Below are 12,961 nucleotides of genomic sequence, written 5' to 3'. Positions count from 1 at the left end.
GGCGGCATCCGCTTCCGCCAGGATGTGTGGAACGGATAAGCAACCTCATGGGGGGACGCGGGATGAGCTACAACCAGCCAGGGCCTTACGGACAGCAGCCGCAGCAGCCGGGACCGTACGGGCAGCAGCCCCCGCCTCCGCCGGGGCCGTACGGGCAGCCCGCCCAGCAGCCCGGCTACGGGTACCCGCAGCAGCCGGGTGTCCCGCCGCAGGGCTACCCCCAGCAGCCGCAGCAGCCCGCGTACGGCTACCAGCAGCAGCCCCCGTACGGCGGGGTGCCCCCGCAGCCCCCGAAGAAGTCGAAGGCCGGCGTCGTCATCGGCGTGGTCGTCGCGATCGCGGTCATCGCGGGCGGCGGCTGGTACTTCACGAAGGGCGGCGGCGCGGGCGGCAACATCGCCGCCGACACCAAGGGCTACAAGCTGGTCGCCCCGGAGTCGGTGGACGACTTCAAGAAGGACCCGAAGTACAAGGACAAGGAATTCAGCGACAAGGACAAGAAGGAAGCCGAGGGCGTGGGCGTCAAGAATCCCACCCAGGTGGGCATGACCTACCAGTCCGGCGACCCGAAGAACCCGCTGTCCGCCAAGCTCCTCAACTTCTCGGGCGTCTACGGCGAGATCGCGGACCCGGAGAAGGCCGTGGACGCGTACTTCGCCCTGGCCAAGCTGGAGGCCACCAAGGATGACAGCAAGCAGACGGTCGACCTCGTCGGGAGCCCCAAGACGATGAGCCCGGCCGGTTTCAAGGGCGCCGTGATGAAGTGCCAGGAGGCCAAGTTCACCTCCAAGGACACGACGACCAAGGGGCCCAAGGAGTTCACGCTCCCGATCTGCATCTGGGGTGACTACAGCACCCTGAGCACGGTCACCGCCATGGAGATGGCCTCCGCCCTCGCCGGCAAGTCGGGCTACACCCTGGAGCAGACCGCGGAGTTCACCGCGAAGCTCTACAACACCTCGCGCGTCAAGAAGTGACGACGCCGTAGGACACGCAGAAGGGGCGCCCCCGGCCGGGGGCGCCCCTTCTGCGTGCGTGCGGTGCCGGTTCGGCTACGCCGACTTCTCCTGCGGGCCCTGGTCCTTCGGGACGATGCGGGGGACCAGCGTCGGGTTGACGTTGGAGCGGACCACGTCCGAGGTGATGACCACGCGGGCCACGTCCTTGCGGGACGGGACCTCGTACATCACCGACATCAGGACCTCTTCCATGATGGCGCGCAGGCCGCGCGCGCCCGTCTGGCGGAGGATCGCCTGGTCCGCGATCGCTTCCAGCGCCTCGCGCTCGAAGTCCAGTTCCACACCGTCGAGTTCGAACAGCCGCTGGTACTGCTTCACCAGCGCGTTACGCGGCTCGATGAGGATCTGGAGCAGGGCCTCGCGGTCCAGGTTGTGCACGGAGGTCAGGACGGGGAGGCGGCCGATGAACTCGGGGATCATCCCGAACTTCACCAGGTCCTCCGGCATGACCTCCTGGAACTGGTCGCTGGCCTCGATCTCGCGCTTCGAGCGGATCGTCGCCCCGAAGCCGATGCCCTTGGCACCCGCACGCGACTCGATGATCTTCTCCAGGCCGGCGAAGGCGCCGCCCACGATGAAGAGCACGTTCGTCGTGTCGATCTGGATGAACTCCTGGTGCGGGTGCTTCCGGCCGCCCTGCGGCGGGACGGAGGCGGTCGTGCCTTCCAGGATCTTCAGGAGGGCCTGCTGAACGCCCTCGCCGCTCACGTCGCGCGTGATCGACGGGTTCTCGCTCTTGCGGGCCACCTTGTCGATCTCGTCGATGTAGATGATCCCGGTCTCGGCCTTCTTGACGTCGTAGTCGGCCGCCTGGATCAGCTTCAGCAGGATGTTCTCGACGTCCTCGCCGACGTACCCGGCCTCCGTCAGCGCCGTCGCGTCGGCGATGGCGAACGGGACGTTCAGCATGCGCGCGAGGGTCTGCGCGAGCAGGGTCTTGCCCGAGCCCGTGGGGCCCAGCAGCAGGATGTTGGACTTCGCCAGCTCGATGGCGTCGTCCCGGCCCTGGGCGCCGCCGTTCTCGCCGGCCTGGACCCGCTTGTAGTGGTTGTAGACCGCTACCGAGAGCGCCTTCTTCGCCGGCTCCTGGCCGACGACGTAGCTCTCCAGGAACTCGTAGATCTCACGGGGCTTGGGGAGTTCCTCCCACCGGACCTCGGAGGTCTCCGCGAGCTCCTCTTCGATGATCTCGTTGCAGAGGTCGATGCACTCGTCGCAGATGTACACACCGGGTCCTGCGATGAGCTTCTTCACCTGCTTCTGGCTCTTTCCGCAGAACGAGCACTTGAGCAGGTCGCCGCCGTCACCGATGCGTGCCACGAGGTGCTTCCCCTTCGCCTGGGAGACGCCTGGTTCAGCGCTCCTGGTGCCTCATATCCGACGGTACCTTGCCGGGGGCCCCGTGCGGGGCCCCCTTGACGTGGTTCACATCGCCGGTTCCGGCAGCGTGATCACGCCAACTGTCGGCAAGGATCAGTGGGAGTTCTTGCGGGTCGAGACGATCTGGTCGATCAGGCCGTACGCGAGCGCGTCCTCGGCAGTGAGGATCTTGTCGCGCTCGATGTCGTCGCGGATCTTCTCGATCGGCGTCGTCGAGTGCTTGGCCAGCATGGTCTCCAGCTGGTCGCGCATGCGCAGGATCTCGTTGGCCGCGATCTCCAGGTCGGAGAGCTGCTCACGGCCGGTGCCACCGGAGGGCTGGTGGATCAGCACGCGGGCGTTCGGCAGGGCCATGCGCTTGCCGGGGGTGCCGGCGGCGAGCAGGACCGCGGCGGCGGAGGCCGCCTGGCCCATGCAGACCGTCTGGATGTCCGGCTTCACGAACTGCATCGTGTCGTAGATCGCCGTCAGCGCGGTGAAGGAGCCGCCGGGGCTGTTGATGTAGATCGAGATGTCGCGGTCCGGGTCCATCGACTCCAGGCACAGCAGCTGCGCCATGACGTCGTTGGCGGAGGCGTCGTCGATCTGCACGCCGAGGAAGATCACGCGCTCCTCGAAGAGCTTCGCGTACGGGTCGTACTCGCGCACGCCCTGCGAGGTGCGCTCGACGAAGCGCGGGATGACGTAGCGGTTGTCCACCTGCGGGCCGGTGTAGAGGCCGCTCGCGGAGAAATTGTTCTGCATCTGGGTGTTCACCATCCTGGTGGCGTTCTGCGGGCTGTCGGCTGCTCGGTACTGGCGGTGGGGCCGGGATCAGGCCCCGGTGCCGCCGCCGCCCGGCACGTTGGACGCGGCCGAGATGATCTCGTCGATGAGGCCGTAGTCCTTGGCCTCCTCGGCGGTGAACCAGCGGTCGCGGTCGCCGTCGCGGATGATCGCCTCGACGGTCTGGCCCGAGTGGAACGCGGTGATCTCGGCCATGCGCTGCTTGGTGCGCAGCAGGTACTGGGCCTGGATCTTGATGTCCGACGCGGTGCCACCGATGCCGGCGGAGCCCTGGTGCATCAGGATGTCGGTGTTCGGCAGGGCGAAGCGCTTGCCCTTGGCGCCGCCGGTCAGCAGGAACTGGCCCATGGAGGCGGCCATGCCCATGCCGATGGTGACGACGTCGTTCGGGATGTACTGCATGGTGTCGTAGACCGCCATGCCCGCCGTAACGGAGCCACCCGGGCTGTTGATGTACAGGTAGATGTCCTTCTCCGGCTCGGCGGCCAGGAGGAGGAGCTGTGCGGTGATCTTGTTGGCGATCTCGTCGTCGACCTGCTGGCCGAGGAAGATGATGCGCTCGCCGAGCAGCCGGTTGTAGACATGGTCGCCGAGGCCGCCACCGATGGACGGCTCACCCGCGGCGTAAGGCTTCAGATTCGTCACGTATCCACCTGCTCGTCTCCGACGGCCATGTGCCGTCTCAGCGTCTCGTTCTGGGGCGCGGTCCGGCCGGTGCGGACGAGTCCGCCGGCATCCGGGTACTCACGTGCCCTCGTATTCATGGACCCTAACGCGCAGGTAGGACAACGCCATCCCGCTTCCCGAACTGTTCGCTCGGAGCGCAAGGTCCCAGAGCCTTTCGGGCGCCATGCCGAAGGGCCCGGACGCGGCTGCGTCCGGGCCCTTCGGGGCACTGCTCAGTGGGCTTCGCCCGGGGTGTTACTTGGCCTCGTCGGCCACGACCTCGGTGTCACCGTCAACGGCGGCCTCGACGGTCTCGGTGGCCTGCTCCTCGTCCTCGTCGGACAGGTCCACGACCTCACCGTTGGTGTCGACGACCTTGGCGGCCTCGACGACGACCGCGAGGGCCTTGCCGCGGGCGACCTCGCCGACGAGCATCGGGACCTGGCCACCCTCGACGACGGCCTGGGCGAACTGGTCGGGGGACATGCCGGAGGAAGCGGCACGGCGCATGAGGTGCTCGGTGAGCTCCTCCTGGTTGACGCCCAGCTTCTCCTTGTTGACCAGCGCGTCGAGGACGAACTGGGTCTTGATGCCCTTGATCGCCTGCTCGGAGGTCTCGGCGTCGAACTCCTCGACCGTCTTGCCCTGGAACTCGAGGTACTTCTCGATGGTCAGACCCATCTGGCCGAGCTGGTGGTGCTCCAGGTTGTGCTTGCGGGTCTGGACCTCGTCCGCGAGGAGCTTCTCGGGGATCGGGACCTCGACGAGCTCCAGCAGCTTCTCCAGGACGCGCTCCTGGGCCTGCGTGGCCTGGTCGTACTGCTTCATGTTCTCGAGGCGCTTGCGGCTGTCGTCCTTGAGGGCCTCAAGGGTGTCGAACTCGCTCGCCATCTGCGCGAACTCGTCGTCCAGCTCCGGCAGCTCGCGGGCGGAGACCTTGGTGACCTTGACGGTGACCTCGGCGTCCTTGCCCTCGGCGGAGCCGCCCTTCAGCTGGGAGGTGAAGGTGGCCTCGCCACCGGCCTCCAGGCCCTTGACGGCCTCGTCGATGCCTTCGAGGAGCTCACCCGAGCCGATGGTGTAGGACACGTCGGAAGCGACGCCGTCCTCCAGCACCTCGCCGTCGACCTTGGCCTCCAGGTCGATGGTGACGACGTCGCCGTCCTCGGCCGCGCGCTCCACGTCCTTGGTGGACGCGAAGCGGCCGCGCAGCTGCTCGACGGACTTCTCGACGTCCTCGTCGGAGACCTCGATGGCGTCGACCTCGACCTCGATGCCGGAGTAGTCCGGGATCTCGATCTCGGGACGGACGTCAACCTCGGCGGTGAAGGCCAGCAGTTCGCCGTCCTTCAGCTCCGTGATGTCCACCTCGGGCTGGCCCAGCGGGTTCAGGTCGGCCTCGTTGACCGCCTCGGTGTAGAACTTCGGGAGGGCGTCGTTGACGGCCTCCTCCAGCACCGCACCGCGGCCGAAGCGCTGGTCGATGACGCGGGCCGGGATCTTGCCCTTGCGGAAGCCCTTCACCGTGACCTGCTGGTTGATCTTCTTGTACGCCGCGTCGAGGCTGTCCTTGAGCTCCTCGAAGGGCACCTCAACAGTGAGCCGAACCCGAGTCGGGTTCAGGGTCTCCACGGCGCTCTTCACGGTTCGGTCTCCTTGTGGCTGACTGCTGGGGATTCTGCCGTCGCGCTGCGATTCAGCGGTTCGGCGGACTTCGGCCCGGTACATCAGACACACGGGCACGCAGCTTGCATAGTAACCGCAAGCGGCAATCAGCCCACAACGCGATCTTGTGGTGACCCTCGGGAATCCCGGAAGAATCTTCGAGGGGGACAGTGCTGGTGGTCGGGGTGGCCGGATTCGAACCGACGACCTTCCGCTCCCAAAGCGGACGCGCTACCAAGCTGCGCCACACCCCGTCGGTGCGACACGTAGGGTACATGCCCGGAGACCCTCTGATGCGCGGGGTTTCACGACGTCTTTCGGACGATTCCCCGGCGCGGGCGCGAAATGTGGTGTGCGCTCCCCCGGCGCGACCCGCTAGGATGCTGTCCGTGCCGCGGTCCCCGGACCTGCGGCGCGCGTGTTGCGGGTGTAGCTCAATGGTAGAGCACTAGTCTTCCAAACTAGCTACGCGGGTTCGATTCCCGTCACCCGCTCTTGGTTAAGAACATGCAGGTCAGAGCCGGTGTCCACGGAAGTGGGCACCGGCTCTTCCCGTTAGAGCTTGATGTTCGAGATCATCGTCGCGAGGGAGTTCAGGAAGCGGTTCACGTCTCCCGCGATCGAGCTGGACGCCAGGAAGAAGCCGAAGAGGGCCGCGACGATGGCCGGGCCCGTCTTGATGTGGTTGCCGCGGATCAGCACCACCAGGATGACCGCCAACAGAACCACCACTGACAGCGAAATGGCCACTTCTGATCACACCTTCGGTCGTCCCCTGGTCGGCCCGGGGCGCACGGCCAGGCACACCCCCACATGGACCATCCTCCCACCAACGGGCCCCGGCTATCCGTCTCGTGACGAATAGCCATGGTTCCGTTTCCGCCAACCCCACGCACATCACGCATATTTCGGGCGCGGTGCGTGAGTCACGGGGCGGTGAGGCCGAGGAGGGAGCGGACATACGCGTACTTCGCGGACAGTCGCTCGCGGGTGGGGCCGTCCAGTACGGAGAGGCGTACGGGGTCGGCGTTGTGCGCGAGGTCGGCCTCCTTGACCAGCAGGGCGCCCGGGGTGGCGAGGATGCGGGCCGCGTACTGCTCGACCGGTTCGCCCGGGCGTTTGGTGACCGCGAGGACCATGTCCTTCACCGGTTGCGGGAGGGCAGCCGATTCCAGCCAGTCGAGGCTGAGGGCCTCGTCCTCGATCGCGTCGTGGAGCCAGGCCGCCGCCTGCTGTTCGGGGCTGCCGCCGCGCACGCGGACGCCCTCGGCCACGGCCGCGAGGTGCTCGGCGTACGGCCGGCCGGCCTTGTCCGTCTGGCCCTCGTGCGCGCTGCGCGCCAGGGACTCGACCTCCTCGAGTGTCAGGGGACGGCCCGTCATGCGATCTCTCCCGCCGCCTTGCCGAGGGCCAGGGCGGCCCGGCGCACATCCGCCTGCGTGGTACGCCAGTTGGAGAAGGCGGCGCGCAGGGCGGGGGTTCCCTCGTAGACGGTCGGCGTGACGAAGACGTCGGCGGCCGCGGCCTCGCGCAGGGCGGTCAGGCGGGCCGGGGTGGGGGCCTCGGCGAGGGTGAAGCACACCACGTTGAGGCGGACCGGGGCGAGCAGGCGGAAGGCGGGGTCCTCGGAGAGCTGCTCGCCGAGGGCGCGGGCGCAGGCGATGTCGCGCTCGACGATCTCCCGGTGGCCCTGGCGGCCGTACGCGCGGAGCGTGAACCAGGCGGCGAGGGCGCGCAGCCGGTGGGAGTTCTCCGGGGTCAGGTGGACGAGGTCGGGATGGTCACCGAGGGGGCCGAGGTAGGCGGCGGAGTTTTGGAAGACGCGGGCCTGCAGGTCGCGGCGGCGGGTGAACTGGACGGCGCTGTCATAGGGGACGTTGAGCCATTTGTGGAGGTCGACGCAGAGGGAGTCGGAGGCGTCGAGGCCGTCGGCGAGGTGCGCGTGGTCCGGGGAGAGGGCGGCGAAGGCGCCGAAGGCGGCGTCGGTGTGCAGCCAGAACTCGTGGCGGTCCTTGAGGGCGGCGACGGCCCGGAGGTCGTCGAAGTCGACGGTGTTGACGGTGCCGGCGTTGGCGACGACCACGGCCGGGCCGGGCGTGTCGGCCAGGGCCCGGTCGAGGGCGGCGGGGTCGACGGCCTCGCGGCCGGGGAGGGTGGGGACCGGGACGAGGGAGCCGCGGCCCAGGCCGAGGACCGAGAGGGCCTTGGCGATGGAGGAGTGCGGGGCGCCGGACAGCACGCGGACGGGGCCGAGGGCGGCGGCGCCGTCCTCGGCGGGCGAGACGCCGAGGCGTTCGCCGAGCCATTCGCGGGCGATGGCGAGGCCGGTGGTGTTGGACATGGTGGCGCCGCTGACGAAGGTGCCCGTGTGTTCCGGACCGAGGCGGAAGAGGTCCCGGAGCCAGCCGACCGTCTCGCGTTCGAGGTCCTGGCCGGCGCCGTCCAGGGCGGAGTTCGAGTTCTGGTCGTGGGCGGCGGTGAGCCAGTCCCCGGCGAGGGCGGCCGGGGTGGCGCCGCCGGTGACGAAGCCGAGGTAGCGCGGGCCGGCGGAGGCCGAGAGCCGCGGCTCCCAGCGGTCGCGGAAGGCGGCGAGGGCGGCGTCCGTGCCGGCGCCGTGCTCCGGGAGGAGCTCGGGGGCGTACGGCTTCCCGGCGGGCGGTACGACGGGACGCGCGTCCAGCGTGCCGAGCGCCTCGGCGGCGGCGCGTCGGGTGGCGTCGAGCAGGTCGGGAAGCCGGGCGAGATCCTCGGCGAGCGTGCGGTCCATGGGGGCACGGTAGGCCCCGCCGGGGCCGCGCGGGCGGGCCAATCCGGGGCGGGTGGCCCGCCGCGGCGACATCACGGTGCTTCAGGCGACCGCTCCTGCGTGCGCGGGGGCGTGCGCGGGGGCGTGCGCGGGGGCGGGGGCGGGGGCGGGGCGCCCGGTGAGCGCGGTCATCCGGGCGGCGATGGCCGCCGCGTGGCTGCGCGGCAGCCGGTCGGCGACGAGGCCGTCGGCGAGGAAGAGGACCTGGTCGGCGTGAGCGGCGGCGGCCGGATCGTGGGTGACCATGACGACGGTGGCGTGCAGGGAGTCGACGGCGTCGCGGAGCAGCCCGAGGACCTCGGCGGCAGTGGTGGTGTCGAGGGCGCCGGTCGGTTCGTCGGCGAAGACCACGTCGGGGCGGGTGACGAGGGCGCGGGCGATGGCCACGCGCTGCTGCTGGCCGCCGGAGAGTTCGGCGGGGCGGCGGCCGCCCTTGCCCTCCAGGCCGACGCGGGCGAGCAGGTCGGCGGCCCGGGCGCGGCCCTGCCCCGAGGACCGGCCGCCGGCGAGTCGCATCGGGAGCAGCACGTTCTGTTCCACGGTGAGGGCGGGCAGCAGGTTGAAGGCCTGGAAGACGAAGCCGAGGCGGCTGCGGCGCAGCTCGGTGAGCTCGTTCTCGTTCATGCCGGTGATCTCGGTGCCGCCGAGCCGGACGGAGCCCTCGGTGGGCAGGTCCAGTCCGGCGGCGCACTGGAGGAAGGTGGACTTGCCGGAGCCGGAGGGGCCCATCACGGCGGTGAAGCTGCCGCGGGGCAGGCTCAGGTCGATCCCGCGCAGCGCGTGCACGACGCCGGCCCCGCGCCCGTACGCGCGCCGCACTCCGCGCAGCTCGACGGCCGCCGTGCCGTCGTAGGACTCGGCGCGTTCGTCGTGCCGCCGCTTGCTCCGTCGGAGCCCCATGATGTGTCGCCTTCCCTCGTCCTGTCCGTGCCTGCGACGCTACGGATTCCCAGGTGGCGGCGGCCATGGCGCGGGCCGGTCGGCCGGTGGTGGGGCAAGCCCCCCCCTCTCATGGCCGGGCCCGGGCGGTTTCGGCGGGGACGGGTGTGCGTCGGGGCGTCCCCGCAGGGCGCCGAACACAACACCGCCGCAATCCCCGACCCCTCGCCACGTTCGGCGCCCGAGGAGACGCCCCGGCGCGCACCCGGCCCCGCCGGAACCGCCCCCACCACCACCGCCGACCCCGCCGGAGGCGCCCCGGCTCTCTTACGCCGAGCGGCGGATCAGGAGGAGGGCGCGGTCGTCGTTGACGTCCTTGGCGACCTTTTCGATCAGGTGCCAGGTCGCGCCGTCCCAGCCGGAGGCGACGTAGCGGTCGGCTTCGCCCGTGAGGCGGTCGATGCCCTCGGCGATCTCGCGGTCGGCCGTCTCGACCAGGCCGTCGGTGAAGAGCATCAGGACGTCGCCGCGCCGCAGGTTCCCGCAGGCGGGGGTGAAGTCGGCGCCGTCGTAGACGCCGAGCAGCGGGCCCTCGCCGGACTTCTCCTGCCAGCGGCCGGTGCCCGCGGACAGCTGGAGGGCGGGGAGGTGTCCGGCCGAGAGGAGTTCGTAGTCGCCGGTCTCCAGGTCCAGGACGAGGTGGATGGAGGTGGCGAAGCCCTCGTCCCAGTCCTGGCGGAGCAGGTAGCGGTTGGCGGCGGGCAGGAAGCCGTGCGGGGGCAGGGCGCCGAGCAGGCCGCCGAAGGCGCCCGAGAGCAGGAGGGCGCGGGAGCCCGCCTCCATGCCCTTGCCGGAGACGTCGGTCAGGACGATCTCCAGGGTCCGGCCGCCGTTGGTGCGGGCCGCGACCACGAAGTCGCCGGAGAAGGACTGGCCCCCGGCCGGGCGCAGGGCCATCTCGCGGTGCCAGCCGCGCGGCAGGGCGGGCAGTTTGCTCTGCACCCGGATGCGTTCGCGCAGGTCGAAGAGCATGGTGCCGCCGCGCCGCCAGGGCACGCCCACGCGGCTGCGGAACTGTGCGATGACCAGCCCGAAGAACCCGCAGGCGGCGACCACGAGGACGGTGCCGGGGGTGACCCGTGCCGGACCCTGGGTATAGGGGCCCAGGACGAGGGCCTCGACGATCAGTGCGGCCGCGGAGGCCGCGTACAGGGCGAGCAGGCTGGCGGGGCGCAGCAGCAGTCCCCCGGCCACGATGGGCAGGACGAGCGCGGAGGGCGAGAACCAGACGGGCAGCATCAGCGTGCCGAAGGCGATGGCGGGGATGGTGAGCAGCAGCCCGAGGAAGGCCAGCCAGTCGGAGGCGTCGCCGCGGAAGTAGTCGACGGCGGATTTGCGCAGGGCGGTGCGGGCCCGGTGCGACAGCATGCGCATCCGGGCCATGAGGGTCTCCACGCGTGCTCCGGCCATTGATTCGGGACCCTATCCATCCTGACTGTGGATGCGCAGGGGTACCCCCGCACCCGGGGCCCTTCGGCCGCCCGAAAACACTTCGACTGGGCCGGAATGCCCTGATAGGGATGGCCGTATGGCTCTTGAGATGCGCGTATTGCAGGCTGATGAGTGGGATGTCTGGTACGACAACCTGGAACTGGCGTTCGGTGGCGTGCCCGAGCCCTCCCAGGAGCGCGAACTCTCCAAGTCGCTGACGGAGGCGGAACGATCCCTCGGAGTCTGGGACGACGGCGCCTGCGTCGGCTCGGCCGGCGCCTTCACCTTCCGCCTCTCGGTGCCCGGCGGCGCGGTCGTCCCGGCGGCCGGCGTCACGATGGTGGGCGTCGCCCCGACCCACCGCCGGCGCGGGGTGCTCACCTCCCTGATGCGGCGCCAATTGGACGACATCCGGGCGGGTGGCGAACCGCTCGCCGTGCTGACGGCCACGGATCCGGCGATCTACGGGCGTTTCGGCTACGGCACCGCGACGTACTCCCTGGCCGTGGAGATCGACACGACCCGCGTACGGCTTTCCGTGCCGCCGGGTACGGACGACGTACGGCTGCGCCTCGTCGACCCGCAGCAGGCGCTGGCGGACTGCGAGCGGGTCTACGCGGCGCTGGTCCCCACCCGGCCGGGCATGCCGGCCCGGCAGCCCGGCTGGGAACGGCAGGCGCTGCTGGACCCGCCCGAGATGCGGGACGGCGCCTCGCCGCTGAAGTGCGTGGTCGCCGAGCGGGAGGACGGCGAGGTGGTCGGCTACGCCCGCTACCGGATCAAGGCCGACCGGAACGCGGACGGTGCGGACGGCAAGGTCGAGGTGGGCGATCTGGACGCGCTGGACCCGGCGGCGTACGCGGCGCTGTGGCGCTACCTCTTCGGGATCGACCTGACCTGGACGATACGGGCGCGCAAGCGGCCGGTGGACGACCCGGTGCTGCACCTGGTCAGCGACATCCGACGGTCGCGGCCGCGCACGCGGGACGCGCTGCACCTGAGGCTGGTGGATCTGGCTGCGGCGCTGGAGGCACGGACGTACGCGGCCCCGATGGACGTGGTCCTGGAGGTGGAGGACGCGTTCTGCCCGTGGAACGAGGGGCGGTGGCGGCTGGTCGCGGACGCCAAGGGCGCCGCCGCCTGTTCCCGGACCGGGGAGCCTGCGGACCTGGGGCTGTCGGTGCGGGAGCTCGGCTCGGCGTACCTGGGCGGGACCACGCTGACCTCACTGGCGGCAGCCGGCCGCGTCGTCGAACTGCGCCCGGGCGCCGTGGTCGAGGCTTCTCGGGCCTTCGTCGGCGACGTGGCCCCCTGGCTGCCGCACGGCTTCTGACCCGGGCCCGGTGACGCCCGTGCGGCGCCGTTGCCGGGGCCAGCCCCCGGACCCCCGCTCCTCAAACGCCGGAGGGGCTGAAATTTCAAACGCCGGCGGGTCCGGCTTCGCGCTAGCGGGACTGGCAGGTCGGGCACCAGAAGAGGTTGCGGGCGGCGAGATCGGCGGTGCGGATCTCGGCGCCGCAGATGTGGCACGGCATGTTCGCCCTGCGGTAGACGTACACCTCGCCGCCGTGGTCGTCCACCCGCGGCGGGCGGCCCATCGCCTCCGGGAGGTGCTCGTCGCGGACGGTGTCGATGCGGTTGTTGCGCACGCCCTCGCGCATCAGGGCGGTCAGGTCCGCCCACAGGGCGTCCCACTCGGTGCGGGCGAGGTCCTTGCCCAGGCGGTACGGGTCGATGCCGTGCCGGAAGAGGACTTCGGCGCGGTAGACGTTGCCGACGCCCGAGACGATCTTCTGGTCCATGAGCAGGGCGGCGACGGTGGTGCGGGAGCGGGAGATCCGGGCCCAGGCGCGGTCGGGGTCGTCGGCGGGGCGCAGCGGGTCGGGCCCGAGGCGGTCGTGTATCGCCTTCTTCTCGCCCTCTCCGATCAGCGCGCAGGCGGTGGGACCGCGCAGGTCGGCGTAGTGCTCCTCGTTCAGCAGGCGCAGCCGGACGGTGTCCGTGGCGGGCGGCGCCGGGGCCGGCCCGAAGCCGAGCTTGCCGAAGAGCCCGAGGTGGATGTGGATCCAGGCGTCGCCGAGTTCCAGGAAGAGGTGCTTGCCGTGCGCCTCGGCGCTCTCCAGCTCACGGCCGTCGAGCAGGGCGGCGCTCTCGGCGAACCGGCCCTGCGGGCTGCTGACCCGGACCGGGCGCGCGGCGAACCGCTCGGTGTGGTCCTGGGCGAGGCGGTGGATCGTATGCCCCTCGGGCACGGCGAAGCTCCTCGACG

At 70.7% G+C, this 12,961-nt stretch carries 12 protein-coding genes and 2 tRNA genes; 3 read left to right on the top strand and 11 right to left on the bottom strand.

Annotated elements, in window-relative coordinates; genetic code table 11:
- Nucleotides 1-62 precede the first annotated feature (62 nt).
- Nucleotides 63-977, top strand: a complete 915-nt coding sequence (locus ACZ45T_RS04795; RefSeq protein ID WP_468437505.1) for a hypothetical protein — start codon at nucleotides 63-65, stop codon at nucleotides 975-977.
- Between the two features lie 75 nt (nucleotides 978-1,052).
- Here the strand turns inward: ACZ45T_RS04795 and clpX are convergent, their stop codons facing one another.
- The 5 genes from clpX to ACZ45T_RS04770 form a co-directional block, all read right to left on the bottom strand.
- Nucleotides 1,053-2,339 (bottom strand): ATP-dependent Clp protease ATP-binding subunit ClpX, encoded by a 1,287-nt coding sequence (gene clpX, locus ACZ45T_RS04790; RefSeq protein ID WP_030710841.1) that lies wholly within the window; start codon nucleotides 2,337-2,339, stop codon nucleotides 1,053-1,055.
- 153 nt (nucleotides 2,340-2,492) lie between these two features.
- The gene (locus tag ACZ45T_RS04785; protein WP_150257432.1) at nucleotides 2,493-3,158 is read right to left on the bottom strand and encodes an ATP-dependent Clp protease proteolytic subunit; all 666 of its coding nucleotides are present in this window, start codon (nucleotides 3,156-3,158) and stop codon (nucleotides 2,493-2,495) included.
- A 54-nt stretch (nucleotides 3,159-3,212) separates the two neighbouring features.
- Nucleotides 3,213-3,830 (bottom strand): ATP-dependent Clp protease proteolytic subunit, encoded by a 618-nt coding sequence (locus ACZ45T_RS04780; RefSeq protein ID WP_329385585.1) that lies wholly within the window; start codon nucleotides 3,828-3,830, stop codon nucleotides 3,213-3,215.
- Nucleotides 3,831-4,106: 276 nt separating this feature from the next.
- Complete coding sequence (gene tig, locus ACZ45T_RS04775) at nucleotides 4,107-5,495, bottom strand: trigger factor (RefSeq protein ID WP_468437502.1); 1,389 nt, start codon at nucleotides 5,493-5,495, stop codon at nucleotides 4,107-4,109.
- Between the two features lie 198 nt (nucleotides 5,496-5,693).
- Nucleotides 5,694-5,770: transfer RNA gene (locus tag ACZ45T_RS04770), tRNA-Pro, on the bottom strand.
- A gap of 169 nt (nucleotides 5,771-5,939) precedes the next feature.
- Between ACZ45T_RS04770 and ACZ45T_RS04765 the strand changes: the two genes are divergently transcribed.
- Nucleotides 5,940-6,010 (top strand) — tRNA-Gly (locus ACZ45T_RS04765).
- Nucleotides 6,011-6,071: 61 nt separating this feature from the next.
- On the opposite strand, the gene ACZ45T_RS04760 is transcribed toward ACZ45T_RS04765, so the two are convergent.
- The 5 genes from ACZ45T_RS04760 to ACZ45T_RS04740 form a co-directional block, all read right to left on the bottom strand.
- Entirely contained in the window at nucleotides 6,072-6,266 is a 195-nt protein-coding gene (locus ACZ45T_RS04760; protein WP_360892839.1) for a hypothetical protein, read from the bottom strand.
- 176 nt (nucleotides 6,267-6,442) lie between these two features.
- Nucleotides 6,443-6,898 (bottom strand): HD domain-containing protein, encoded by a 456-nt coding sequence (locus tag ACZ45T_RS04755; protein ID WP_468437499.1) that lies wholly within the window; start codon nucleotides 6,896-6,898, stop codon nucleotides 6,443-6,445.
- On the bottom strand, nucleotides 6,895-8,283 hold the full coding sequence (locus tag ACZ45T_RS04750; RefSeq protein ID WP_468437497.1) for a pyridoxal phosphate-dependent decarboxylase family protein: 1,389 nt from the start codon (nucleotides 8,281-8,283) through the stop codon (nucleotides 6,895-6,897). The genes ACZ45T_RS04755 and ACZ45T_RS04750 overlap by 4 nt, the downstream gene beginning before the upstream one ends.
- 81 nt (nucleotides 8,284-8,364) lie before the next feature.
- Nucleotides 8,365-9,222 (bottom strand): ABC transporter ATP-binding protein, encoded by an 858-nt coding sequence (locus tag ACZ45T_RS04745; protein WP_468437495.1) that lies wholly within the window; start codon nucleotides 9,220-9,222, stop codon nucleotides 8,365-8,367.
- A gap of 306 nt (nucleotides 9,223-9,528) precedes the next feature.
- Complete coding sequence (locus ACZ45T_RS04740; RefSeq protein WP_468437493.1) at nucleotides 9,529-10,671, bottom strand: SpoIIE family protein phosphatase; 1,143 nt, start codon at nucleotides 10,669-10,671, stop codon at nucleotides 9,529-9,531.
- 118 nt (nucleotides 10,672-10,789) lie between these two features.
- Here ACZ45T_RS04740 and ACZ45T_RS04735 point away from each other — a divergent pair, with 118 nt between their 5' ends.
- On the top strand, nucleotides 10,790-12,025 hold the full coding sequence (locus ACZ45T_RS04735) for a GNAT family N-acetyltransferase (RefSeq protein ID WP_468437491.1): 1,236 nt from the start codon (nucleotides 10,790-10,792) through the stop codon (nucleotides 12,023-12,025).
- Nucleotides 12,026-12,137: 112 nt separating this feature from the next.
- Here the strand turns inward: ACZ45T_RS04735 and ACZ45T_RS04730 are convergent, their stop codons facing one another.
- Nucleotides 12,138-12,944 carry an Fpg/Nei family DNA glycosylase gene (locus tag ACZ45T_RS04730; protein ID WP_468437489.1) on the bottom strand — a complete coding sequence of 269 codons (807 nt, stop codon included), beginning with the start codon at nucleotides 12,942-12,944 and terminating at the stop codon, nucleotides 12,138-12,140.
- Between the last annotated feature and the right edge of the window lie 17 nt (nucleotides 12,945-12,961).

Source organism: Streptomyces sp. NPDC030995 (genome assembly GCF_055571215.1).
This window is presented reverse-complemented; position numbering and strand designations above follow the sequence as displayed.

What these genes read in the sequence shown, in the direction of transcription:
- ACZ45T_RS04795 (WP_468437505.1), top strand. Translation starts at nt 63, where the DNA reads ATGAGCTACAACCAGCCAGGGCCTTACGGACAGCAGCCGCAGCAGCCG.
- ACZ45T_RS04785 (WP_150257432.1), bottom strand. Translation starts at nt 3,158, where the DNA reads ATGGTGAACACCCAGATGCAGAACAATTTCTCCGCGAGCGGCCTCTAC.
- ACZ45T_RS04755 (WP_468437499.1), bottom strand. Translation starts at nt 6,898, where the DNA reads ATGACGGGCCGTCCCCTGACACTCGAGGAGGTCGAGTCCCTGGCGCGC.
- ACZ45T_RS04750 (WP_468437497.1), bottom strand. Translation starts at nt 8,283, where the DNA reads ATGGACCGCACGCTCGCCGAGGATCTCGCCCGGCTTCCCGACCTGCTC.
- ACZ45T_RS04745 (WP_468437495.1), bottom strand. Translation starts at nt 9,222, where the DNA reads ATGGGGCTCCGACGGAGCAAGCGGCGGCACGACGAACGCGCCGAGTCC.
- ACZ45T_RS04740 (WP_468437493.1), bottom strand. Translation starts at nt 10,671, where the DNA reads ATGGCCGGAGCACGCGTGGAGACCCTCATGGCCCGGATGCGCATGCTG.
- ACZ45T_RS04735 (WP_468437491.1), top strand. Translation starts at nt 10,790, where the DNA reads ATGGCTCTTGAGATGCGCGTATTGCAGGCTGATGAGTGGGATGTCTGG.